20 protein-coding genes and 1 pseudogene are annotated in these 22,548 nt (G+C 70.8%); 13 read left to right on the plus strand and 8 right to left on the minus strand.

Going from position 1 to position 22,548, the window contains the following annotated elements; all coding sequences use genetic code 11:
- Nucleotides 1-202 precede the first annotated feature (202 nt).
- The 6 genes from ACZ562_RS13840 to ACZ562_RS13865 all read left to right on the plus strand — a co-directional run bounded on the left by ACZ562_RS13840 (nt 203) and on the right by ACZ562_RS13865 (nt 6,091).
- Nucleotides 203-1,270, plus strand: a complete 1,068-nt coding sequence (locus ACZ562_RS13840; RefSeq protein ID WP_471177667.1) for an ABC transporter substrate-binding protein — start codon at nt 203-205, stop codon at nt 1,268-1,270.
- Between the two features lie 5 nt (nt 1,271-1,275).
- On the plus strand, nt 1,276-2,127 hold the full coding sequence (locus ACZ562_RS13845) for an ABC transporter permease (RefSeq protein WP_471177670.1): 852 nt from the start codon (nt 1,276-1,278) through the stop codon (nt 2,125-2,127).
- Entirely contained in the window at nt 2,103-2,837 is a 735-nt protein-coding gene (locus ACZ562_RS13850) for an ABC transporter ATP-binding protein (RefSeq protein ID WP_471177672.1), read from the plus strand. Before ACZ562_RS13845 ends, ACZ562_RS13850 begins: the two co-directional genes overlap by 25 nt.
- Nucleotides 2,838-2,990: 153 nt before the next feature.
- Nucleotides 2,991-4,331, plus strand: coding sequence for an LLM class flavin-dependent oxidoreductase (locus ACZ562_RS13855; RefSeq protein WP_471177675.1), 1,341 nt, complete (start codon nt 2,991-2,993; stop codon nt 4,329-4,331).
- A 12-nt stretch (nt 4,332-4,343) separates the two neighbouring features.
- A complete protein-coding gene (locus ACZ562_RS13860) occupies nt 4,344-5,237 on the plus strand; it encodes a TauD/TfdA dioxygenase family protein (RefSeq protein WP_471177677.1) in 894 nt (297 codons plus the stop codon).
- Between the two features lie 212 nt (nt 5,238-5,449).
- Nucleotides 5,450-6,091: a superoxide dismutase gene (locus tag ACZ562_RS13865; RefSeq protein WP_471177680.1), complete on the plus strand. Its 642-nt coding sequence runs from the start codon at nt 5,450-5,452 to the stop codon at nt 6,089-6,091.
- A gap of 122 nt (nt 6,092-6,213) precedes the next feature.
- Here ACZ562_RS13865 and ACZ562_RS13870 read toward each other — a convergent pair whose 3' ends face one another.
- Entirely contained in the window at nt 6,214-6,834 is a 621-nt protein-coding gene (locus tag ACZ562_RS13870) for a histidine phosphatase family protein (RefSeq protein ID WP_471177682.1), read from the minus strand.
- Nucleotides 6,831-8,294 (minus strand): FGGY-family carbohydrate kinase, encoded by a 1,464-nt coding sequence (locus tag ACZ562_RS13875; RefSeq protein ID WP_471177685.1) that lies wholly within the window; start codon nt 8,292-8,294, stop codon nt 6,831-6,833. The genes ACZ562_RS13870 and ACZ562_RS13875 overlap by 4 nt, the downstream gene beginning before the upstream one ends.
- A 169-nt stretch (nt 8,295-8,463) precedes the next feature.
- On the opposite strand from ACZ562_RS13875, the gene ACZ562_RS13880 reads away from it, so the two are divergent.
- Complete coding sequence (locus ACZ562_RS13880) at nt 8,464-9,888, plus strand: FGGY family carbohydrate kinase (protein WP_471177687.1); 1,425 nt, start codon at nt 8,464-8,466, stop codon at nt 9,886-9,888.
- 12 nt (nt 9,889-9,900) lie between these two features.
- Complete coding sequence (locus tag ACZ562_RS13885) at nt 9,901-10,119, plus strand: hypothetical protein (protein ID WP_471177690.1); 219 nt, start codon at nt 9,901-9,903, stop codon at nt 10,117-10,119.
- A gap of 13 nt (nt 10,120-10,132) precedes the next feature.
- On the opposite strand, the gene ACZ562_RS13890 is transcribed toward ACZ562_RS13885, so the two are convergent.
- The gene (locus ACZ562_RS13890) at nt 10,133-10,795 is read right to left on the minus strand and encodes a mycothiol-dependent nitroreductase Rv2466c family protein (protein WP_471177693.1); all 663 of its coding nucleotides are present in this window, start codon (nt 10,793-10,795) and stop codon (nt 10,133-10,135) included.
- A 138-nt stretch (nt 10,796-10,933) separates the two neighbouring features.
- On the opposite strand from ACZ562_RS13890, the gene pepN reads away from it, so the two are divergent.
- From pepN to ACZ562_RS13905, 3 genes are all read left to right on the plus strand, one after another.
- On the plus strand, nt 10,934-13,537 hold the full coding sequence (gene pepN, locus ACZ562_RS13895) for an aminopeptidase N (RefSeq protein WP_471177695.1): 2,604 nt from the start codon (nt 10,934-10,936) through the stop codon (nt 13,535-13,537).
- A 143-nt stretch (nt 13,538-13,680) separates the two neighbouring features.
- Entirely contained in the window at nt 13,681-14,730 is a 1,050-nt protein-coding gene (locus ACZ562_RS13900) for a hypothetical protein (protein WP_471177698.1), read from the plus strand.
- Nucleotides 14,731-15,266: 536 nt separating this feature from the next.
- A complete protein-coding gene (locus ACZ562_RS13905; protein WP_471177701.1) occupies nt 15,267-16,199 on the plus strand; it encodes a WD40 repeat domain-containing protein in 933 nt (310 codons plus the stop codon).
- A gap of 387 nt (nt 16,200-16,586) precedes the next feature.
- Here the strand turns inward: ACZ562_RS13905 and ACZ562_RS13910 are convergent.
- Nucleotides 16,587-17,428, minus strand: a pseudogene (locus tag ACZ562_RS13910) (IS5 family transposase).
- Nucleotides 17,429-17,530: 102 nt separating this feature from the next.
- Nucleotides 17,531-17,947: an ATP-binding protein gene (locus ACZ562_RS13915; RefSeq protein WP_471177703.1), complete on the minus strand. Its 417-nt coding sequence runs from the start codon at nt 17,945-17,947 to the stop codon at nt 17,531-17,533.
- Between the two features lie 204 nt (nt 17,948-18,151).
- On the opposite strand from ACZ562_RS13915, the gene ACZ562_RS13920 reads away from it, so the two are divergent.
- A complete protein-coding gene (locus tag ACZ562_RS13920; RefSeq protein ID WP_471177706.1) occupies nt 18,152-19,033 on the plus strand; it encodes a helix-turn-helix domain-containing protein in 882 nt (293 codons plus the stop codon).
- Nucleotides 19,034-19,038: 5 nt separating this feature from the next.
- Entirely contained in the window at nt 19,039-19,263 is a 225-nt protein-coding gene (locus ACZ562_RS13925; RefSeq protein ID WP_471177709.1) for a DUF397 domain-containing protein, read from the plus strand.
- A gap of 95 nt (nt 19,264-19,358) precedes the next feature.
- Here the strand turns inward: ACZ562_RS13925 and ACZ562_RS13930 are convergent, their stop codons facing one another.
- The 3 genes from ACZ562_RS13930 to ACZ562_RS13940 form a co-directional block, all read right to left on the minus strand.
- Complete coding sequence (locus ACZ562_RS13930) at nt 19,359-19,631, minus strand: glycosyltransferase (RefSeq protein ID WP_471177711.1); 273 nt, start codon at nt 19,629-19,631, stop codon at nt 19,359-19,361.
- A 235-nt stretch (nt 19,632-19,866) separates the two neighbouring features.
- Nucleotides 19,867-21,618, minus strand: a complete 1,752-nt coding sequence (locus tag ACZ562_RS13935; RefSeq protein ID WP_471177714.1) for a TIGR03767 family metallophosphoesterase — start codon at nt 21,616-21,618, stop codon at nt 19,867-19,869.
- A 240-nt stretch (nt 21,619-21,858) separates the two neighbouring features.
- Nucleotides 21,859-22,317, minus strand: coding sequence for an NUDIX hydrolase (locus tag ACZ562_RS13940; protein ID WP_471177717.1), 459 nt, complete (start codon nt 22,315-22,317; stop codon nt 21,859-21,861).
- Between the last annotated feature and the right edge of the window lie 231 nt (nt 22,318-22,548).

Consider the following 22,548-nt stretch of genomic DNA (forward strand, 5'->3'; position numbering starts at 1 on the left):
GCTGTCGCACCCTCTGTTGCTGACACGTTGACGCACTGACGTTCTGTCAGTTTTCGCCGGCGTTCCGTCGGCGCCACATTGCCGCGCCCGCTGCGCGCGTGCCCCTTTTTGCGCCCCGTACGCGCCCATTCTCCACATCCGGCTTTTCCCTGCCCGGAATTGCGCGCGCATTACCGTCACTTCGGCTTACGGAGAATTCCCCATGCCATCCCTGCCTGCCTCCGGTCTCGACCGCCGGCTGTTCCTGACCTCTCTGCTCGGCGTCACCGCCGCCGCGGCCGGACTGAGCGGCTGCGCCGAGAGCAGCGCCTCCACCACGGCCAAGGGCGCTTCGACCGCCCCCCTGGCCGACAAGGTCCCGGCCGGTACGAGCCTGAAGATCGCCTCGTTCCAGAACACCCAGCAGCTCCAGTTCAAGCTGGCAAAGCTGGGCGAACTGCCCTTCAAGGTCAGCAGCTGGGCGAACATCGGCGCCGGTCCCGATGTCATCAACGCCTTCCGCGCCAAGTCCCTGGACCTCGCCAACAACGCGGGCATCCCGCCCATCCAGGCCCATTTCCAGGGTTACGACGCGAAGATCGTGGCGATCAACATCACCCGTAAGCCCAACTACGTCTTCGCCACCAAGCCGGGCAGCGACATCCGCTCGGTCGCCGACTTCAAGGGGAAGAAGCTCGCCTTCTCGCAGGGCCAGGCGCAGGGTGTCGTCCTGCTGCGGGCGCTGAAGCGGGCCGGGCTGAAGTACGACGAGGTGAGGCTCGTCCCGCTGACCAGCAACCAGTTCCTCACCGCCCTGCAGTCGGGCCAGGTGGACATCGCCCCGCTCGGCAACACCCAGGCGCCCGCCTATCTGGCGCAGTACGGGTCCAAGGGCGCCCGCACCATCACCACGGACGTGGTGGACCTGCTCAACCTGCTGTGGGCGCCGGCCTCCGTCCTGAACGACTCCGCGAAGGCCGCCGCGGTCGCCGCGTACATCCCGTTCTGGGCCAAGGGCCAGGTGTGGGCGTACGAGAACCCGGACATCTGGAACGAGGAGTTCTACGTCAAGACGCAGAACCTGACCCTCGCCCAGGCGAAGTCGATCAGCGCGCTCGCCAACAAGCCGCTGTTCTCGCCCAGTTGGGACGAAGCCATCAAGTGGGAGCAGGAGACCGCCGACCTGCTCGCGGAGGGCGGCTTCGTGAAGAGGTTCGACGTCGGCTCGCTCTTCGACCACCGCTTCGAGGGCATCGCCGCGAAGGCCGTACCGGCGGAGTACCGGAGGTGACCGCCATGACCACCACCACAGCCACCACGACCGTCGCCGCACCCGTCGCCGCACCCGAGGAGGGCACCCGGGTCCGCAGGCGCCGCCGGCTCTCCCCCGGCAGGCGTCTGCCCGCCTCCCGGCTCGTCGGCCCGGCCCTGTTCCTCGCCCTGTGGGCCGCCGCCTCCGCCGCCGGACAACTCGACCCGGCCGCGATCCCCGCTCCCTGGACGGTGCTGGAGACCGGCGGTCACCTGTGGACCGACGGGACGCTGCAGAGCGACATCCTGACCTCGCTCCAGCGGGCCGGGTCCGGCTTCGCGATCGGACTGAGCGTCGGCATCGCCCTCGCACTGGCGTCCGGGCTCAGCCGGACGGGCGAGGCGCTGATCGACGGGACGGTGAACCTCAACCGGGCGATCCCGACCCTCGGTCTGATCCCGCTGTTCATCCTCTGGCTGGGCATCGGCGAGGCCTTCAAGATCGCGATCATCGCCATCGTCGTCTACATCCCGATCTACCTCAACACACACGCCGCGCTGTCCGGCATCGACCACCGGTTCGTCGAACTCGCCGAGGTGCAGGGCCTGTCCAGGTTCCAGTTCATCCGGCAGATCGTCATCCCCGGCGCGCTGCCCGGCTTCTTCGTCGGCCTGCGGCTCGGGGTGACCGGCTCCTGGCTGGGCCTGGTCGTCCTGGAGCAGATCAACGCCACCAGCGGACTCGGCTACATGATGTTCCAGGCCCAGAACTACGGCCAGAGCGACGTCATCCTCGTCGGCCTCGTCGTCTACGGCATCTTCGGCCTGGCCTCCGACAGCGCGGTCCGTCTCATCGAACGGAGGGTGCTGTCATGGCGGCGCACACTGAGCAGCTGACCCGGCCGGCGGTCCAACTCCGGGGTCTGAGCCGGTCGTTCGACGGCCGCACGGTCCTCGACGGCATCGACCTCGACCTCCCGGCCGGACAGTTCACCGCCCTGCTCGGGCACAGCGGCTCCGGCAAGAGCACGCTGCTGCGCGCGGTCGCGGGCCTCGATCACGAGGTCGCCGGCAGCGGACAGCTCACGGCACCGGAACGGGTGTCCGTCGTCTTCCAGGACTCCAGGCTGCTGCCCTGGCGGCGCGTCCTCGCGAACGTGCTGCTCGGCCTCGACGGCAAGGAGGCGGAGCGGAGGGCCCGCGACGCGCTCGCCGAGGTGGGTCTCGCCGGCCGCGAGCGCGCCTGGCCCAGCGAGCTGTCCGGCGGGGAGGCGCAGCGCGCCGCCCTGGCCCGGTCGCTGGTCCGCGAGCCGGAACTGCTCCTCGCCGACGAGCCGTTCGGTGCGCTGGACGCCCTCACCCGGATCAAGATGCACGCCCTGCTCAGGGAGCTGTGGGAACGCCACCGGCCGTCGGTCCTCCTCGTCACCCACGACGTGGACGAGGCGATCGTGCTCGCCGACCGGGTGCTCGTGCTCGAAAAGGGCCGCATCGGTCTCGACCTCACCATCGAGCGCCCGCATCCGCGCTCCTACCGGGACCCGCTGCTGGGCGAGTACCGGGAGCGGTTGCTCAGCGCCCTCGGCGTCACAGAGGACGTCGGGTGACCGCCGGCTGCCGAGACCGTCGTCCGGGGGCTGCCGCTCCCGGATCCCCGCTGCCCTGAACGGGCCTCGTCCTCAACCGCCGGACGGGCCGAAGAGTCCGAACCGGCGCTCGCAAGTCACCCTCCGTCCCCTGTCCGAAGCAAAGGACACCGCATGACCCGGCAACTCCACCTCAACGCGTTCCTGATGAACACCGGCCACCACGAGGCGTCGTGGCGGCTGCCGGAGAGCGACCCGTACGCCCATGTGGACCTGGCCCACTACGTGGCTCTCGCCCGCATCGCCGAACGCGGCACCTTCGACTCGCTCTTCCTCGCCGACGGCCCGCAGCTGTGGGGCAACGTCGCCCAGCGGCCCGCCGGGGCGCTGGAGCCGCTCACCCTGCTCACCGCCCTGGCGACGGCCACGGAACACATCGGCCTGATCGCCACCGCCTCCACCTCCTACAACTCCCCCTACAACCTGGCCCGAAAGTTCGCCTCCCTGGACATCGTCAGCGGCGGCCGGGCGGGCTGGAACATCGTCACCACCGCCGGTGCGGAGGCCGCCCGCAACTTCGGCCTCGACGCCGAGCCCGCCCACGCCGACCGGTACGCCCGGGCGGCCGAGTTCCTCGACGTGGCCCTCAAGCTCTGGGACAGCTGGGAGGACGACGCGATCGTCGCCGACAAGGCGTCCGGGACGTGGGGCGACGACGCCAAGATCCACCCGCCACGGCACAAGGGGACGTACTTCAGCGTCGAGGGCGCGCTCAACGTCCCCCGTACGCCCCAGGGATACCCGCTGCTCGTGCAGGCGGGCTCCTCGGACGACGGCAAGCGGTTCGCGGCCCGGTACGCGGAGGCGGTGTTCACCGCACAGCAGACGCTGGCCGACGCGCAGGCCTTCTACGCCGATCTGAAGGCCCGTACGGCGGCGGCCGGCCGGAACCCCGAGCACATCAGGGTGCTGCCCGGCATCGTCCCGGTCATCGGGTCGACCGAGGCCGAGGCGCGGGCGGCCGAACAGGTCCTGGAGGACCACATCGTGTACACGCACGGGGTGGAGCGGCTGGAGAGCCTGCTGCAACTGGCGCCGGGGACCCTGGAGCTGGACGCCCGGCTCCCCGCCGACCTGCCTCCGGAGAGCGCGATCGAGGGCGCGAAGAGCCGCTACACGCTCGTGGTGGAACTGGCCCGGCGCGAGCGCCTCACCGTGCGGCAGCTGATCGGGCGGCTCGGCGGCGGGCGCGGGCACCTCACCTTCGCCGGTACGCCCGAGCAGGTCGCCGACGCGATCGAGCGGTGGTTCACGCTCGGGGCCGCCGACGGCTTCAACATCATGCCGGCCGTCCTGCCGTCCGGCCTGGAGACCTTCGTCGACCAGGTCGTCCCGATCCTGCGCGCCCGCGGTCTGCTCCGCGGCGAGTACGGCCCGCGCCAGACCCTGCGGGAGAGGTACGGCCTCCCGCGCCCCGCCAACCAGCACATCACCCCGGCACTCGCCCGAGTCTGAAAGGACCTCCCCATGACCATCGAGATCCGCAAGGTCACCGCGAAGATCGGCGCCCAGGTGCTGGGCGCCGACATCTCCGGGCCGCTCGACGAGGAGACCGTCGCCGCCCTTCGCGAGGCGCTCAACGTCCACAAGGCCCTGGTGTTCGACGACGTGAACCTGGACGACGAGGGCCAGCAGGCCTTCGTCCGTCACTTCGGCGACGTCACCACGGCCCACCCGACCGTGCCCTCGATCGACGGCGTGCCGAACGTGCTGCCCGTCGACAGCGAGCGCGGCCGCGCCGCCAACCACTGGCACACGGACGTCACCTTCGTCCTCAACCCGCCGCAGGCCAGCACCCTGCGCAGCATCACGGTCCCGCCGTACGGCGGCGAGACCCTGATCGCCAGCTCCGCCGCCGCCTACCGGGACCTGCCGGAACCGCTGCGGCAGCTGGCGGACACGCTGTGGGCCGAGCACACCAACGACTACGACTACGCCGTACCGGAGGAGGCGCTCGACGAGGAGCGGGCCGCCCAGCGCGCCCAGTTCACGTCCATCAAGTACCGCACCGCCCACCCGGTCGTCCGCGTCCACCCGCTGACCGGCGAGCGCGGGCTGTTCATCGGCGGGTTCGCGCAGCGCATCGTGGGCCTGCCGGTCGCCGAGTCCCGCAAGCTTCTCGACCTGCTCCAGGCCTACGTGACCCGGCCGGAGAACATCCTGCGCCACCGCTGGTCCCCGAACCAGCTCGTCCTGTTCGACAACCGCATCACCCAGCACTACGCGGTCGACAACTACGACGGGCTGTCGCGCCGCCTGCACCGGGTGACCGCCGCCGGTGACATTCCGGTCGGCATCGAGGGCAAGGAGAGCTACTCGATCGAGGGGGACGCGTCGCACTACACCTCCGTGGCGGCGTAACCACATCCGTACCGGGCTCCGGGCGGCGCCGGCGGGCATGGCGGCGATCTTCGTCCAGAAGGCACGCACCAAGGCCTGACACATCTCGGCCACCGGCCACCGGAAGGCCCTCACGTGGGACACGTGAGGGCCTTCTTGTTGCTCTTGAACGGCTTCTTGTTGCTAACGTGTAGTTGCAAGCCTTTTGCAATAAGAGCTCGGAGGGGACCCGCATGCCCGTCTACACGCTTCCTGAACTGCCGTACGACTACTCCGCACTCGCGCCCGTGATCAGCCCAGAGATCGTCGAGCTGCACCACGGCAAGCACCACGCCGCGTATGTGAAGGGCGCCAACGACACCCTGGAGCAGCTTGCCGAGGCGCGGGACAAGGAGCAGTGGGGCTCGATCAACGGCCTGGAGAGGAACCTGGCCTTCCATCTGTCCGGGCACATCCTGCACTCGGTCTACTGGCAGAACATGACCGGCGACGGCGGCGGCGAGCCACTGGCGGCCGACGGTGCGGGCGAGCTCGCGGACGCGATCGCCGAGTCCTTCGGCTCGTTCGCCGCCTTCAAGGTCCAGCTCTCCAAGGCCGCGGCGACCACGCAGGGCTCCGGCTGGGGCGTTCTCGCGTACGAGCCGCTGAGTGGCCGGCTCGTCGTCGAGCAGGTGTACGACCACCAGGGCAACGTCGGCCAGGGCTCGGTGCCGGTCCTGGTCTTCGACGCCTGGGAGCACGCCTTCTACCTGCAGTACAGGAACCAGAAGGCGGACTTCGTCGAAGCGATGTGGCAGGTCGTCAACTGGCAGGACGTGGCACGGCGTTACGAGGCCGCCAGGTCGCGAGCGGACGTGCTGCTGCTGGCGCCCTGAGCGCCCTCCGGGTGTCCTGCCTCGTGATCGTCTTCTCACCGTTCACCGGGCAGGCGGAGAAAAGGGGCGGCCCCGCGAGGACGTGACTCGCGGGGCCGCCCCCCTGCGCGGCAGTGCCTGTCCTACAACTCGGCTGTCTCGCACGGCACGTTGAGCGAGACGAGGCCGGCGCATCCTCCCTCCATGCGGAGTTCGGTGACGGCCGCGTTGCGCAGCTGCGGGAAGACGCGGCGGTATTCCCCCGGCGGGACCGACAGGAGCGTGCACAGGACCAGGCGCAGCAGGGTGTTGTGGGCGACGACCAGGACCCGCTCGCCGGGGTGGGCGGCGGCGATGCGGCGCAGGGCGGCGGCGCCCCGTGCGGCCGCGGCCAGCGGGTCCTCCGCGCCGGGGAAGGGGTGAGCCGCCGGATCGGCGCGGAAGGCCGCGGCACGCTCCGGGTCCTCGGCGGCGAACTCGGCGAGCGTACGCCCCTCGACCACCCCGAAGTCACACTCCCGCAGGTCGGGTTCGCGGTGCGGGGTGAGCCCGAGGGCGCGGCAGGCGGGCTCCGCGGTGACGACGGCCCGGGACACCGGAGAGGTCCAGATCGCGTCCGCGGGGTGCGCGGCGGCCCAGCGGCCGAGGGCCTCGGCCTGGGCGCGGCCCGTCTCGGTGAGGGGGACGTCGCTGACACCGGCGTACCTGTTCTCGGCGTGCCATACGGTCTGCCCGTGGCGGGCCAGCAGCAGGGTCGTAGTCATGAACCGGCAGTATCCCGGTCCATGCGCGCGCGTGCGTGCGCCGCGACCGGCGCCGGCAGCCACCCGCGCTTCTCCAGTTCGCCGACGAGGCGGGCGTACGGTTCCGCGAACAGCGCCGTACGGCCTGGGCGGGGTTCGACGACCGTACGGATGCGGACCATGCGCTCGGCGGCGTCCGCGAGCGTCGGCGCCCGACCCGTGCCGTAGGCGGCGAGCGCCGCCATGCCGAGGGCCGGTTCGGTCTGTTCCGGCACACGGGCAGGGAGGCCCAGGATGTCGGCGCGCAGGTGGTTCCAGTACGCGCTGCGGGCGCCGCCCCCGGTGAAGGTGAGCGTCCCGGCCGGCGGGGCGCCCAGGTGGTGCAGATAGTCGAGGCACAGGCGCTCCGTGAGCCCGACGCCCTGGAGCAGTGCCGCCCACCGGTCGGCGTCGCAGGCCGGCTCACCGAGGACGAAGGCGGTGGCGTCCGGGGCCAGGAACGGGAACCGCTCGCCCGGCGAAACCAGCGGGTAGGCGACCGCGCCGGACGGTTCGAACGCGGCCGCCCGCGCGTCCATCGCGGCCGGGTCGGCACCGGCGAAGGCCGCCGTGAGTGCGCCCGCGCCCACGCTGGACGCCCCGCCGGGCAGCCAGGTCCCGTCCGGTGAACGGTGGTTGTAGACGACGCCCGTGGCGTCCCGGAGGGGCGCGGCGGAGACTCCCTTGAGCACGAGGGTCGTACCGAGCACCGAGTTCCAGGCGCCGGGCCGCAGCGCTCCCGCGGCGATCTGGGCCGCGCAGCCGTCCGTCATCCCGGCGACGACGGGGGTGCCCGCCGGGACGCCGGTGGCCTCCGCGGCGGCCGGGCAGACCTCGCCGAGGCGCGTGCCGGGGCGTACGACGTCGGGCAGCGCACCCACGGGCAGTCCGGGGACGTCCGGCCAGGCGTCGCGCTCCAGGTCGTACGCCGTCTTGAGGGCGTGGCTGGAGTCGGTCGGCACGGGCCTGCCGACGAGACGCGCGGTGATCACGTCGGGCTGGTGGGCGAGCCGTCCGGGTGCGTATGCGTCGACGAGCCACAGCGCCTTCGGCAGCCCCCAGCTGTCCTGCACCAGGAGCCCCGCCGACCGCAGCCGCGCCGTGTGAGCCGACGCACGCCCGTCGTCGTACATCAGCGCCGGGGTCACCGGCCGGCCCGAGCGGTCCGTGAGCAGCACCGTCCCGGACGTGCCGCACACCGCCAGGCCTCCGATCCGGACGGGCGGGCGTTCCGCGAGGGCGGCCCGGCACGCGCCGCGGACCGCCTCCCACCAGGCGCCCGGGTCCTGCTCGTGCCGCACCCCGTCGCGTCGCCCGGCCAGGGGGACCGAGCCGGCGCCGAGGACCGCACCGCCCCCGGCGACGAGCAGCGCTCGGACGCTCTGCGTGCCCAGGTCGATCCCCAGCCACGCCTCGCCCCCGTCCTCGTGTTCGTCCGCCATCCGCACCTCCCACGCGTCGCGCCCCGGGCCGTCACCCTCTGACTCCGCACCCCGATCACTCTGCCCCGAGGTTTTCGCCTGCGCGAGGGATTGACGCCCGACTTGGACCGTTACACCCTCTGTTGACTGCGTACGGGCCCTGCGGGATCCGACACCTGAGGAGGCCGGCATGTACGTCGGGATCGACGTGGGCACGTCCGTGGTGAAGGCAGCGGCCTTCGACGGCACGGGCCGTGAACTGGCCGTCGCGGCCCGCCCGGTGGGCCTCGCCCTGCACGGCGGGTTCGCCGAGCAGGACATGGAGGAGGTGTACGGCTCCGTCGTCGCCGTCCTCGACGAGCTGACCTCGCGCGTGCCGGAGCCGGTCGAGCTGGCCGGGCTGACCGGACAGGGCGACGGCGTGTGGCTGGTGGACGAGGAGGGCCGTCCGGTGCGCGCGGCGGTCTCCTGGATGGACGGGAGGGCCCACGAACTGCTCGACCGGTGGCTGGCGGACGGCACGTTCGAGACGGTGTTCCGCCGCACCGGGAGCGCCATGTTCCCGGGCTGCCCCGGCCCGCTGCTGGCCTGGCTGGACAGCCACGAACCGAAGTCCCTGGACGCCGCGGCGAAGGCGCTCTACTGCAAGGACATGGTGTTCCGGCGGCTGACGGGAGCGCGGGCCGCGACGGACGTGTCGGACGCGTCGATGCCTTTCCTCGACCCGAGGACGCGGACGTACGACAACCGGGTGGTGGAGCTCCTGGGCCTGACCCACCGGCGCGGTCTGCTCGCCCCCGTCAGCGATCCCCTGGCCACGGGCGAAGCGCGCGGCGAGGGACTGCCGCCCGGCACCAGGCTCGCGAACGGCCCCTACGACCTGCCGGCCTGCGCCCTCGGCGCCGGGGTCACCTCGCCCGGCGACGGGCTCCTCATCGTCGGCACCTGCCTTGCCGCCCTCGTCGCGACCGCCGACCTGGACCTGTCCGGCGAGCCGGCCGGCCTGTACATCTCCACCGGCCGGCCGGGTCACCGGCTGCGCGCCATGCCCGCCATGGTCGGCACCGCCGCGCTGGACTGGGTGCTGTCGACGACGGGCGTGCTGCACGAGGAGGTGGACGGCCTGCTCGCCGCGACCCCGCCGGGCGCGCACGGGGTGCGCGTGCTGCCGTACTTCGCGCCGTCGGGCGAGCGGGCGCCGTTCGTGGCACCGGGCCTGCGCGCCGAACTCACCGGCATCTCACTGGAGTCGACGCGGGCCGACCTGGTGCGCGGTGTCTGCGAGGGCATCGGCTACGCGGCCCGCCACTGTCTGGAGGCGGCCGGCCTGACCGGCTCGCTCGCCGTCTGCGGCGGCGGCACCCGGAGCCCGGCCTGGATGCGGCTGCTCGCCGACGTGCTCGGGCGGCCGCTGCGGGTCGTCGAGGGCGAGGTGGGTGCGCGGGGCGCGGTGCTTGCGGCGGCCGAGCGGTACGGGGTCGCGCTGGCCGCCTCCGCGTGGACGCGGCCGACGGCGGTCGTCGAACCGGACGCCGGGCGGGCCGCGTACTACGCGAAGGGATACGAGGAACACCTGGAGAGGCTGGCCGAGGCCCGGAGCAGGGTGCGGCGCTGAGCGGAGGAATGCGTGACCAAGTACCTGGACTGCCGCAACTGCGGCGGCATGCAGGACTTCCGGCCCTTGACGGCCACTGAGAAGACGGCCGTCAAGGGGCTCGTGGAAGGGGACTACGTGCACGACTACTGGCGCTGTACCGCCGTCGGCTGTCTGCGGTTCCAGCGCTGGTACAAGAAGGCGGACGGGGCGAGCCTGCCGGAGGAGTTCCGCATTCCCGCCCCGGAGTGACCCCGCGCGGCGCTCAGAGGTTGCTGAAGTCCGGTCCCTTGGTCCGCGTGCGCTTGATCTCGTAGAAGCCGGGGACGGAGGCGACGGCGAGGGTGCCGTCCCACAGCCTCGCCGCCTCCTCGCCCTTGGGGGCGGGGGTGACGACCGGGCCGAAGAAGGCGATCTGCTCGCCGTCGGGGCCCGGGACGGCGATGACCGGGGTGCCGACGTCCTGGCCGACCTTCTCGATGCCCTCCTTGTGGGAGGCGCGCAGCTCGGCGTCGAACTCGAAGTCCTCCTGGTCGGCGTAGCCGATCAGGTCGGCGGGCAGCCCGACGTCCGCCAGGGCGCCGGCTATCGCCTCGACGGTCGGGCCCTCGCCCTGGTTGTGGATGCGGGTGCCGAGCGCGGTGTAGAGGGGGCCGAGGACGTCGGCGCCGTGCTTCTGCCAGGCCGCGGTCACCACGCGTACCGGCTTCCACGCCTTGGTCGCGAGCATCTCCCGGTACGCCTCGGGGAGCTCGTCGATCCGGTTCTCGTTCAGCACCGCCAGGCTCATGATGTGCCAGCGGACCTCGATGTCCCGGACCTTCTCCACTTCCAGCACCCATCGGGAGGTCATCCAGGCCCAGGGGCACAGCGGGTCGAACCAGAAGTCGACGGGAGTCTTGGCGGAGGCGGTCTCGGTGTCGGACATGGTTCTCCTAGGAATACGGCCGTTTCACGCGGCAACACCAGCGGTCACCACGCCATTCCCGGGTGCACGGGCTCTGAGGGGCGCGTGGCAGGATCGGTGCTGTCCACATGCTGAACGCCACCCCGAGGGAGACCGCCCGTGCCCGGTGAGAATCTGTCCCGCGACGAAGCCCTGGAGCGGGCCGCTTTGCTGTCCGTCGACGGGTACGACGTGTCCCTCGACCTGCGCTCCGCGGTGGGCGACGCGGCCGGTGACGGGCCGCGGGCCTTCCGGTCCGTGACCACGATCCGCTTCCGCTGCGCCGAGCCGGGCGCGTCGAGCTTCGCGGACCTGATCGCGCCGAGCGTGACCGCCGTCTCGCTGAACGGCAAGGACCTGGACCCCGGCGCCGTCTTCGACGGCTCCCGCATCCGGCTCGAGGACCTCGCCGCCGAGAACGAACTGATCGTCGACGCCCAGTGCGCCTACTCCCGCACCGGTGAGGGCCTGCACCGCTTCGTCGACCCCGAGGACGGCGAGGTCTACCTCTACACCCAGTACGAGCCCGCCGACTCCCGCCGCGTCTTCGCCAACTTCGAACAGCCGGACCTCAAGGCCCCGTTCCGCTTCGAGGTCCGCGCGCCGGAGGGCTGGACGGTCTGGAGCAACGGGGCCGGTGAACTCGCCGACGGGGTGTGGCGGTTCGCGGAGACGAAGCCCATCTCGACGTACATCACGTGCGTGGTGGCCGGCCCGTACCACCACGTGACCGACTCCTACGCGCGCACCTTCGAGGACGGCACCCGCCTGGAGATCCCCCTCGGCGCCCTGTGCCGCAAGGGCCTCGCGCCCCACTTCGACGCCGACGACGTCTTCCTCGTCACCAAGCAGGGCCTGGACTTCTTCCACGACCACTTCGACTACCCGTATCCGTTCGGGAAGTACGACCAGGCGTTCGTGCCCGAGTACAACCTCGGCGCGATGGAGAACCCGGGCCTTGTGACCTTCCGGGAGGAGTTCATCTTCCGCGGGAAGGTGACGCAGGCGTCGTACGAGGGCCGGGCGAACGTCGTCCTGCACGAGATGGCCCACATGTGGTTCGGCGACCTCGTCACCATGCAGTGGTGGGACGACCTCTGGCTCAAGGAGTCCTTCGCCGACTTCATGGGCGCGTTCTCCCTGGTCGGCGCCACCCGCTTCGAGAACGGCTGGATCACCTTCGCCAACCGGCGCAAGGCGTGGGCGTACCGCGCGGACCAGCTGCCCTCCACCCACCCGATCACGGCCGACATCCGCGACCTCCAGGACGCCAAGCTCAACTTCGACGGCATCACGTACGCGAAGGGGGCTTCCGTACTGAAGCAGCTCGTCGCCTACGTCGGCCAGGACGCGTTCCTGGAAGGCGCGCGGCGCTACTTCAAGCGGAACGCGTACGGCAACACGCGCCTCGGCGACCTGCTGTCCGTACTGGAGGAGACCAGCGGCCGGGACATGGCCACGTGGGCGCGGGCGTGGCTGCAGACGGCCGGCGTCAACGCCCTCACCCCCCAGGTGCTGCTGAACGCGGAGGGCCGGATCGACGAGCTGGCCGTGCTCCAGGAGGGCGCTGTGATCGCCCCGGCGGAGCACCCGGAGTTGCGCCCGCACCGGGTGGCGGTGGGCCTTTACCGGCGCGAGGACGACCGTCTGGTGCGGTACGCGCGTGCCGAGGTGGACGTCGACGGTCCGCGCACGGTCGTCCCGGAGCTGGCCGGGGCCCAGGCGCCCGAGCTGGTGCTCGTCAACGACGACGACCTGACGTACTGCAAGATCCGCTTCGACAAGATCTCCCTGGAGACACTGCGGGGGCACCTGGGCGACATCACCGACCCGCTCGCGCGGGCGCTGTGCTGGTCGGCGCTGTGGAACCTCACGCGGGACGCGCTGCTTCCGGCACGGGACTTCGTGGGCCTGGTGCTGAGGTTCGCGGGACGCGAGTCCGGGATCGGTGTGCTGCAGATGCTGCACGCGTGGGCGAACTCCGCCCTGGTCCACTACGTGAGTCCGGACTGGCGGGAGACGGGCGGGCGGCTCCTGGCCGAGGGTGCGCTGCGCGAACTGCGCGACGCCAGGCCGGGCAGCGAGCACCAGCTGGCGTGGGCGCGCTTCTTCGCGACGGTGGCCTCGGACCCGGCCGATCTGCGGTTGCTGCGGGACCTGCTGGAGGGCACGGAGAAGGTCGAAGGGCTCGAGGTCGACCAGGAGCTGCGCTGGGCCTTCCTGGAGCCGCTGGCCTCGCACGGCGTCGCGGACGAAGCCGTACTGGCGGCCGAACTGGCGCGTGACGACACGGCGTCCGGCAAGCGCCACCAGGTCCGCTGTCTCGCGGCCCGCCCGTCCGCGGCGGTGAAGGCGCAGGCGTGGGCGCAGGTGGTGGAGTCGGACACGCTCTCCAACGCGCTGGTCGAGGCGACGATCGCGGGGTTCGGCCGGCCGTCGCAGCGGGAGCTGCTCGCGCCGTACGCCGAGAAGTACTTCGCGGCGGTCGAGCGGGTGTGGGCCGACCGGTCGATCCAGATCGCGATGCACGTCGTCCAGGGCCTGTTCCCGTCCCTGCAGGACTCGCAGGCGACACTGGACGCGACGGACGCGTGGCTCACGGCCCACGAGGACGCGGCTCCCGCCCTGCGCCGCCTGGTGCTGGAGGCACGGGACGACCTGGCGCGGGCACTGCGGGGGCAGGCGTGCGACGGGACGGCGGGAGTTACGGAATCCGGGCAATAGAAGCCGTAACCCCTGGTCCTACCCGAACGGACCAGGGGTTTTCGGCATCCGAACACCCGTCCTTTAGTGCAGGATTGTCGGGATTTGTCGACAGGCGTGTAACAACGGTTAAAGGGCGGATCGGACACGGGAATCTCCGGGTCATGAACCACAACACCCCGCTCTCCCCTCGCCCCCTCCACCACCTCGCCGAGGTACACCGCCGGGTGACGACGGCCGCCCGGCTCCGCTCCCACGGAGTCTCGGCCGCCGAGACGAACGAGCACTGCCGCCCCGGCGGACCCTGGCAGCAGATTCTCCCGGGCGTCTTCGTGCTCCACCCCGGGCGGCCGACCAGCGAGGAACGGCTGCACGCGGTGCTGATCTACGCGGCGCGGGAGCGGACGACCGGCGTCCCGGCCCAGCCGGGCGCGGAGGAACCGCACCGCCCGGCGTACCCGGAGACGATGATCACGGGCCTGGCCGCCCTCACCCTCCACGGCTTCAGCTCGTCCCCGCCCCTGCCCTCCCTGAACCGGATCGACATCCTGGTCCCCCGCCTGCGCCGGCTGCGCTCGACGGGCTGCGCGCACATCATCCGTACGGCCGCTCTGCCCACCCCGGAGCAGGTCACCGGCCTGCCGGTCGCCCCGGTCCCGCGAGCCCTGGCCGACGCGGTGGCCGAACCGGCGGACGCGGACGCAGTACGCCGCCTGCTGACCGAAGCGGTACGCGCAGGTCACTGCGAACCGGCCGCGGTGGTAGGGGAGTTGACCCAGGCGAAGCTGCTGAGGCACCCGCACATCGTGGACGCGGTGGACTCCCTGCTGGCCGAGGGCCGCGCGATCGCGGAGGACCGCCTGTACCGGATGGTGCGGGAGTACGGCCTGCCGGACCCGGTGTGGAACGTGGACCTGCGCCTGCCCGGCGGACCCCACCTCGGCGGGCTGGACGCGTACTGGCCGGAACAGGCGGTGGCCCTCGAACTCGACACCCGGGCCCCCCACCAGGGCCATCGGCAGGAGGACGACACCATGTGGTCGGAGTACGCCCGCAAACGCGAGCACCTGGAGCGGCTGGGCATCACGGTCGTCCACGTCACGCCGAAGAAGCTCCGGGACGGCATGGCACAGCAGGCGGCGGTGGTCCGTACGGCACTGATGGCGTCCTGCGACCGGGACCCGGCCGCGTACGTCGTCGTACTGCCGCGCTAGGCCGCTCGAGACAGCGGAAGGATGCTTCCGTGATCGGGGCGAGAATCCTCCGGTGGTCCGGGCCCGGCTCTGCCTCAAGTACGAGCTGCGGGGCCAGAATCTGGTGTGCGTGCACTGGATCGAAGCTAGGGAGTGACCGTCACAGCCCCCACGGGCCGTGCGTCAAGCCAGCCGCACCACTCCGGGCAATCGCGAAGTCGGCCCGCTCCTCCGTCGATGCCTCTGGGTTGCCCGCCGTTCCAGACCAGACCGCGGCCACGGCCGGGCAGCCAACTGCCCAACCGCCGGTGACGCGTGACACCAGCTAAGAACTCGCGCGAATTGGTGAGGCGGGGGCGGACTACGGGTCCGGGGCGGGTCTTGTCCGCTGAGGCAGCTGGGGGCTTCGTCAGTAACGTTGCGTAATTGGCTACGCAATCGCGTGGGTGGTTGCGGTTCGGGGGTGGTGTGTCGGTGGGGGCTGGTTGGATGCGGCTATGTCTGATGATCTGATCGTTGACGGGGTTGGGGCCGTGCTTGCGGGTGCGGATGGGCGGTTGGCGGATCCGGGGTTCCTGGTGAATGCCGACCCGGGTGAGGTGCTGGGGCTGGTGGACGCGGCTTCGGGGTCTGCCGCGAGGTTGGCGGCGGCGGTGTACCGGGCGTCGGCACATCTGCACCGTGACGCCACACCGGGAATTCGGCGGCAGTTGCTGGCCTTGGACGCCGCCCGCTACGGGGATCGGGGGCTGGCAGCGCGGATCACCGCCGTACCAGTGAGCGGCGGAACCGAGGTGCGGTGGAGGGCGGAGTGGGCCACGGGCAGCATGGTCGACCATCGCCTCCGGCGAACCCTCACCGGCCACACCTCCTGGGTGCGTGCGGTGGCGACGGCGGTGGTGGACGGCCGTCTGCTCGCCGTCACCGGCAGCGAGGCCAGGACGGTGCGGATATGGGACCTGGCCACCGGACGGCGCCTGAGGCGAACCCTCACCGGCCACGCCCACGCAGTGAGTGCGGTGGCGACGGCGCTGGTGGACGGCCGCCCGGTCGCTGTCACCGGTAGCTACACGACGGTGCGGGTGTGGGACCTTGCCACCCGCCAGCCCATCGGCGAACCCCTCACCGGCCACACCGACACGGTGTTCGCGGTGGCGACGGCGATGGTGGACGGCCGTCCGGTCGCCGTCACCGGCAGCTGGGACGACACGGTGCGGGTGTGGGACCTGGCCACCGGCCAGCCCGTCGGCGAACCCCTGACCGGCCACACCCACGCGGTGTTGGCGGTGGCGACGGGGGTGGTGGACGGCCGTCCGGTCGCCGTCACCGGCAGCCAGGACAAGACGGTGCGGGTATGGGACCTGGCCACCGGCCAGCAGGTCGGACCGGAGCTGGTGTTTCCCGCGGAGGTAGACGCGGTGGCCGTCACATTGGATGGCCGGCTGGCGGTGGGGTTCGACCGGGAGGTGGCGTTGCTGACCCGCTGCTGACCAGGTACCCGCACAGCACGCCCTGGGGTGTCTGCCACGCGGAGGCCGACGCCCAGCAGCGTGCTTGCATCAGCAGTCAGGCCTCCCAGCCGACCAGCAGGGGCACGGTCTGAACAGAACTCGCAGTGGTTCTGGGACAAATATTGCTCCCCTGTCTGACAACTAAGGACCGTAGTCCCTCCCACGACCCGATGAGTCCCATTAGGGCGTCGTGAGGTCGGGTGCGCCGACGCTGTGGTCCGAGGCCGCAGACAGTGATGACGGCGCCGACCAGGCCGAGGAAGGCGACGATGGCGCGGCGCTCGGGGCAACGGGCGAGGCGGCGGAACACGTTCTGCCGGGCAGTTCGGTCATGGGCGCGCTCGCACGCCACCATCGGGTGTGTTCTCATGGGCGGCGGTGCGGGCGCTCGTCCCAGCGGTGGGTCGTCCATGCCCTGCGGATCAGACTGCGTACGGTGATGACGGTGTCGGCGAGATCGAAGAACGCGTTGATGACGGTGGCCCGGCGCTCGTAGCAGCGGGCGAGGCGCTGGAAGGCGTTCTGCCAGGCATGGGTGCGCTTCACATACCACCTCCGGCTTGCCTGGATGGGCGCTTCCTCGCCTTTATGCGCGATCCGGCCGTGCATGCCGCGCTCGGTAAGCATGGCGCGGGTCTTGTCGGAGTCGTAGCCGGCGTCGAGGTGCACGCTGATGTCGTGGGGCAGGGGTGTGAGGTCGTCCAGGCGGTCCAGTGTCGGGGCGAGCAGTGGGGAGTCGTGGCGGTTGGCTCCGGTCAGGACGCGGCCCAGTGGAATGCCGTAACCGTCCGTCATACCGGAGCGTTTCAAGCCCTGTTTGCCGCGGTCTACCGGGGAACGCCCGCCACCTCGCCACCTCCGGGAGCCTTGGTGATGGAGCCGTCCACGGCGATCTGGTCGAGGACGAGGCCGACGATGCGGTCGTAGGAGTCGAGTGCGATCTGTTTGAGCTCGGCGAAAGCGCCGACGGCGATCCACTCGTCGCGGCGGCTGCGGATCGTGGTGGCCGAGCAGGTCGTATCGGCGATCGCCTCGTACGAGCAGCCGAAGCGCAGCAGTTGCAGCATCTTGTCGAAGATGATCCGGTCGCTGATGCGCCTGCGGTGGCAGCCGAGTGGATGATCCGGGTGGTACTCGGGCCGCGTCGGCAGCAGCGCCGCGAACTGGTCCCAGAGCGGTTCGGTGAGCCATGACGGCAGCGCGGGCACAAGTCTCCTCAGTTATCACAGAGCGTCGCAACTCCATGATCACCGGGAAATCGCGCCCCGTTGTGCTACCGGTGTCCCCAACCATGCCTATCCGCGTGGCCTCTAAGCCCCACCGCCCATCCGCGCCCGAACCGTCTTGCCCACCTCTGCACGCAGGAACCAGTCCAGCCCGACAGCAAGTCGGGCAACGACAGCGAGCCCACGGCCACCCTGACCATCGGAGCGCTCCTTCATCTCCGGGAACACCCGCACCGGATCCGACACCTCGACGACCAAGCCACCGTCCTCCAGCACCGCGAGCCGCAGCCACAGTTCATGCCCGGGGAGTCTGCCGTGCACCACTGCGTTGGCGACGAGCTCGGAGGTGACGAGCACGGCGTCGTCGACGTCCCCTGCCCACTGCCACATCGTCAGTCGGCGACGGGTGTGGAGGCGGGCCAGGCGGACGCTGCGGAGTGTCATGGGGTAGCCCATGGACCAGTCGTGGGTGAGGAGGGTGGGGGGTTGAGGGTTGGGCATGTGGGGTTCCTTTCGCGCTTGGGCTGTCCAACCACAGTGACGGGGCCGCCCATTCGACTTCAATCGAAACCCAGCTGATTAATCAGGGGACTGTGAATTGGACTATGCCGAGTTATGCGCATTCGGCTGCGCGGACCGCACACGCGATGTCACACTCTGCACACGGCGACAAGCTGGACATGCAGGAACACAAGGGCGGTGCACATGGCAGCCAAACGTGGACGGACGGCACAGCGGCTCGAACTCGGACTTCAGCTGCGCCAGTTACGCGAGAACTGCGGTCGCGGCGACCGTGGCGGCGGGCTCACCCGTAGGCAGGCGGTCGTGGGACTTCGCATCTCCGAGGCCTCGTTGCAGCGAATCGAGTCGGGCTCCTTGAACTTCCGCAACGTGGGCGATCTACGGAAGCTGCTGGAGAAGTACGGCGTCACCGACGAGGAAGTGGTCGAGTCGCTGATCAACCTCAACCGGGAGTCCAACCAGCAGGATTGGCTGACCCAGTACCGGGGTCTGATGCCGGCGGGCCTTCCCGGGTTCGTGGGACTCGAGCCGGAGGCCCGCTCCATGAAGGCCTACCACCCGACGGTCGTGTACGGCCTGCTGCAGACCGAGGCCTACGCTCGCGCAACGCATGAGCTGCACAAGCCCATCGAGGAGTACACCTCGGAGTTCATCCGAAGTAGCGTTGAGCTGCGGATGAAGCGACAGGAGGTGCTCACCCGTGAGAACCCGGTCAAACTGCACGTCATCCTGGGCGAGGCCGCACTCCGGTATCCGGTCGGGGGTGCCGAGGTGATGCGCGAACAGTACGCCAGGATCGAGAAGTTGTCGGACTGGGACCACGTCACCATCCAGGTGCTTCCCTTTCGCCGAAGCTACCGCTCGACCAACGACTTCGCGATCCTCGACTTCGGGAGCGGGCTGCCGCCGCGTGTCCAGACCGACAGCGCCTGGGGATCCGTATCCACGTCGGACAAGCCCCGTGAAGTGGACCGCTTCCATCGTCGATTCGACGTCATGGCAGCATCTGCACTGCCTCCCGAGGACACTCCGGACTTCCTGCACCGACTAGACCGAGAGCTGTAGGCCACATGCCAACTCACCCCAATGCCCGTGAACTCGCCTCCGAGCAGGACTGGTTCAAGGCGTCCTACAGCGACCCCGGCCAGAACTGCGTACAAGCCGCCCGCCTAACCCCCACCCCCGCCATAGCCATCCGCGACTCCAAGCACCCCGCCGGCCCCGCCCTCCTCCTCCGTCCCGCGGCATGGACGCCCTTCGTGACCCATCTCCGTGAGTCGGCTCTCCGCCTCTGAATCCGATAACGCAGCAGGCCCGGCACAGCGGATCCGCCAAGCTGCGCCTGACCCCATCGCGTGCACCCGGTCGAGCAAGGTCGCGTCTGACGAGATCATGCGCGTACGGCTGAAGCGTTCTCGGCCGCCGCGAGGGCCGGGGTGAAGTCGGTGCGGCGCGCGATCGCCTCCGTCCAGGCCCGGGCGATCACGTCGGGGTCCGGTGGGGTGATGACGCCGTGGCCCGCCACGATCGCCGCGTTGTCGCCGACGTCCGTGGCCACGGGTACCGCGCCGCACATCATGCCCTCGATCAGGCGCAGGGGAGCCGCCTCGCCCGAGGACGAGGCGAGGGCCACGACGTCCCCGGCGGCGGAGATCGTCTCCATGCACGGTTGCCACGAAGGTCTTGGTGATGCTGCCGACGCGGTAGCGGTCCTGGGTCGAGCGCGGCTTGGCCGCCAGGGCGGCGGACGGCGCCACGGCTGTCGCCGCCACCAGGGTCGTACGTACGGTCGCGGTCGTGTCTTCCCCCATTCGTTCACGCTCACCGTTGAGCGAGGTCGGGGGACAGAATCGGGCCCGATGCGAAGGTGGAGGCGATGCAGGCCGGTTGAGCTGTTCTCAGCCCTTCTTCAGCACCAGCTCCGTGTTGCGGTCCCCCGCCTCGCCCGCGAGGTCGGTGCGCGCGCCCGGCGCGTTGAAGGAGAGTTCGCGGTAGAGGGCGGCCAGGCCCGTCTGGGAGAGGTCTGCGAAGTCCGTACGGTGCGGGGCCGAGGACTCGACGAGCGTGGTGAAGACCGAGAGCGTGCCGTCCTTGTTGTCCACCAGCTCGATGACGCGGGCGAGCTGGGGGTAGTCGACGTGGGAGGCTGTGGAGATCTCCCAGAAGGAGCGGCCGGACGAGCCGGTGTGCGGGGTGATGTCGTTGCGGTGGATGTGGCCGTTCACCCAGGCGACGACGTTGGCGTGGCGGCCGAGGAGGGTGACGACCTCGTCGCCGCTGTGACGGCGCTCGCCGGGGCGGGCCGGGTCGGGCCGGGTGTTGTCCATCGTCTTGCTGGTGTGGTGACTGAAGACGACCGCGTACGAGTCCTTGTTGTCGCGGAGGGTGCGGTCCAGCCACCTCAGCTGGGCCGTGCCGATGGAGCCCTCGTAGTGGCCGCCGGGGTCGGTGGTGTCGAGGCTGACGCCGATGACGTCGTCCGCGACGCGGAACGTGTAGTACTGGGTGCCCGCTTCGAGGTTGGCCGTGGAGTAGCCGTGCCCGACCGGGCCGACGCCCCGGTACGCCGGGTCGAGGTGGGCCCTGAGGTAGTCGGTGGGGGTGTAGGGGGCGCGCATCTCGTCGGGCGTGACGGAGCGCATGTCGCGGGTGTGGGCCCTCAGCAGGTCACGGAACGCGATGCCCTTGGGGTCCGTGGCGTTCTTGATGGCGGCCTGGAGCTTCTTCGCCTCCGCCGCCGGCAGGCTCATCAGCTTTCTGCCGCCGACTGCGTACTCCGCGAGCCAGGAGTCGCCGTGGCCGTAGCAGCCGAGCGGCATGGCGTCGTGGTTGCCGACCGTCGAGTACCACGGCAGGTTGAGGCCAGGGCTGTTCAGCTCGCGGACGGCGGCCGCGAGGAAGCCCTCCAGGTGCGGGAAGCCGCGCTGCTTGTCGGCGTCGCGGACGGTCGAGTCGGGGTGCCAGTACTGCTTGAGGCCGCTGTTCTGGACACCCTCGTAGTGGCGCGGGTCCCCGGAGTCGGGGGTGATCCGACCGCCGCTCATGATCTTCAGGAACCACTCGAGCTCGGTCTTGGCGTTGTTGTCCGTGTTGTCGCCTGTGGTCATGGCGAAGTGCAGCGGGGCGCCGGTGACGGGGGCTCCCCGCAGCGCGTTGACCCGCTCGACGAGCGAGATCGCGCCCGGCACGGACAGCGCCTCGTGCGGCCGCCAGGCGTGCACGTCGGTCGAGCGCAGGTACTCCAGGCGCATCGGGTGCTGGGTGTCCATCAGGTGCAGGTCGGTGAGCTGTACGAACGCGGCGAGCGCGGTGCGGCGGCCGGCGCGGCCGGGCTTCGGTGCGGCCAGCTCGCCGCGGACCTTGCGGGTCCAGCCGGGGCCGTCGCCGAGACGGCGGTAGCCGGAGCCCGTACGCGGGGCGGCGACGGTGGCGAGGGTCGTACCGCGGGTGTACGGGGCGAGGGGGGCGGCGGGCGCCTTGCGTGACCGGGCCACGGGCGCCTCCCCCGTGACCGGGGTCGCGGCCTGGGACTCGGTGGGCCGCAGGGCGTATCCGGCGCCGGCGGAGACGGACACCGCGGCGGTGGCGGCGAGGACGGTACGGCGGTTGACCCCCAGCACGGAGCTGGCGACAGAGCGTGTGCGCGACATGGCGCGATCTCCCCGGGTACGAACTGCGTCGGCAGTGGCCGCGGGCGGTCGCTGCGTGTCACTGCCGCGACCTCCCGCTCGTACTGGATCGTTGGCACCGGGAATGACCTGCACGTAAACGACACGGCAACGTGCAGCGCCGATCACCTACGTGGATCTCGGCCCACCCTGCACGGCCATGGAGCGCTCTCCCGGCGGCCGGGGGTCGGTTACGCCGTGTTCATGTTCCGGGGTAGGGGGCTATTCCCGCGGGAGGACGAGCCGGCCTGCGGGTGGACGCTCGCGCCACAGCCGCAGGCCGATGTCGACCAGGCTCACCCGCGGCAGCCCCGGTACGGCGTCGAGGTCGTGCCAGGCGGCCATGTCCGTCGAGCCGCCGACCTCGTAGCGCAGTTCGCCGCCGGTGATCCGGCCCTCGTAGAAGAGCCGCACACCGTGGTGATCGACGGTGCGTCCGAAGCGGTCGTGGAACGTGTGGCGGCGGGAGTCCACGCCGAGCAGGCCGGTGGCCTCGAAGCGGTAGCCGGTCTCCTCCTCCACCTCGCGCAGGACGGTGTCGTGGGGATCCTCGCCGTGGTCCATGCCGCCGCCGGGCAGGGTCCACTCGGGCATGCCGTCGTCGTTGACCCAACGGGCGAGCAGGACCTGCCCGTCTCGGACGCATATGGCGTAGGCCGCCACCCGCAACTTCTCGCGCACATGAGGACGTTAACGCGCCCCGTCCGGATCGGCTGGTGAGTATTCAGGGGCCGACCAGCTCACTGGCACCTCGGACCGCGTCTCCACGACCTCCGTCACCCCGAGTCAGGGACTCCTCACGCCGGGGACACGGCACGGTCGGGACTCGTCACCCCCGGGGACTCGTCACCATTCGGGACTCATCCCCCTAAAGCCCATCGCGGGTTTTCCCCATACATCCATTTCGATTCG

It is taken from the genome of Streptomyces sp. NPDC040410 (genome assembly GCF_055595715.1).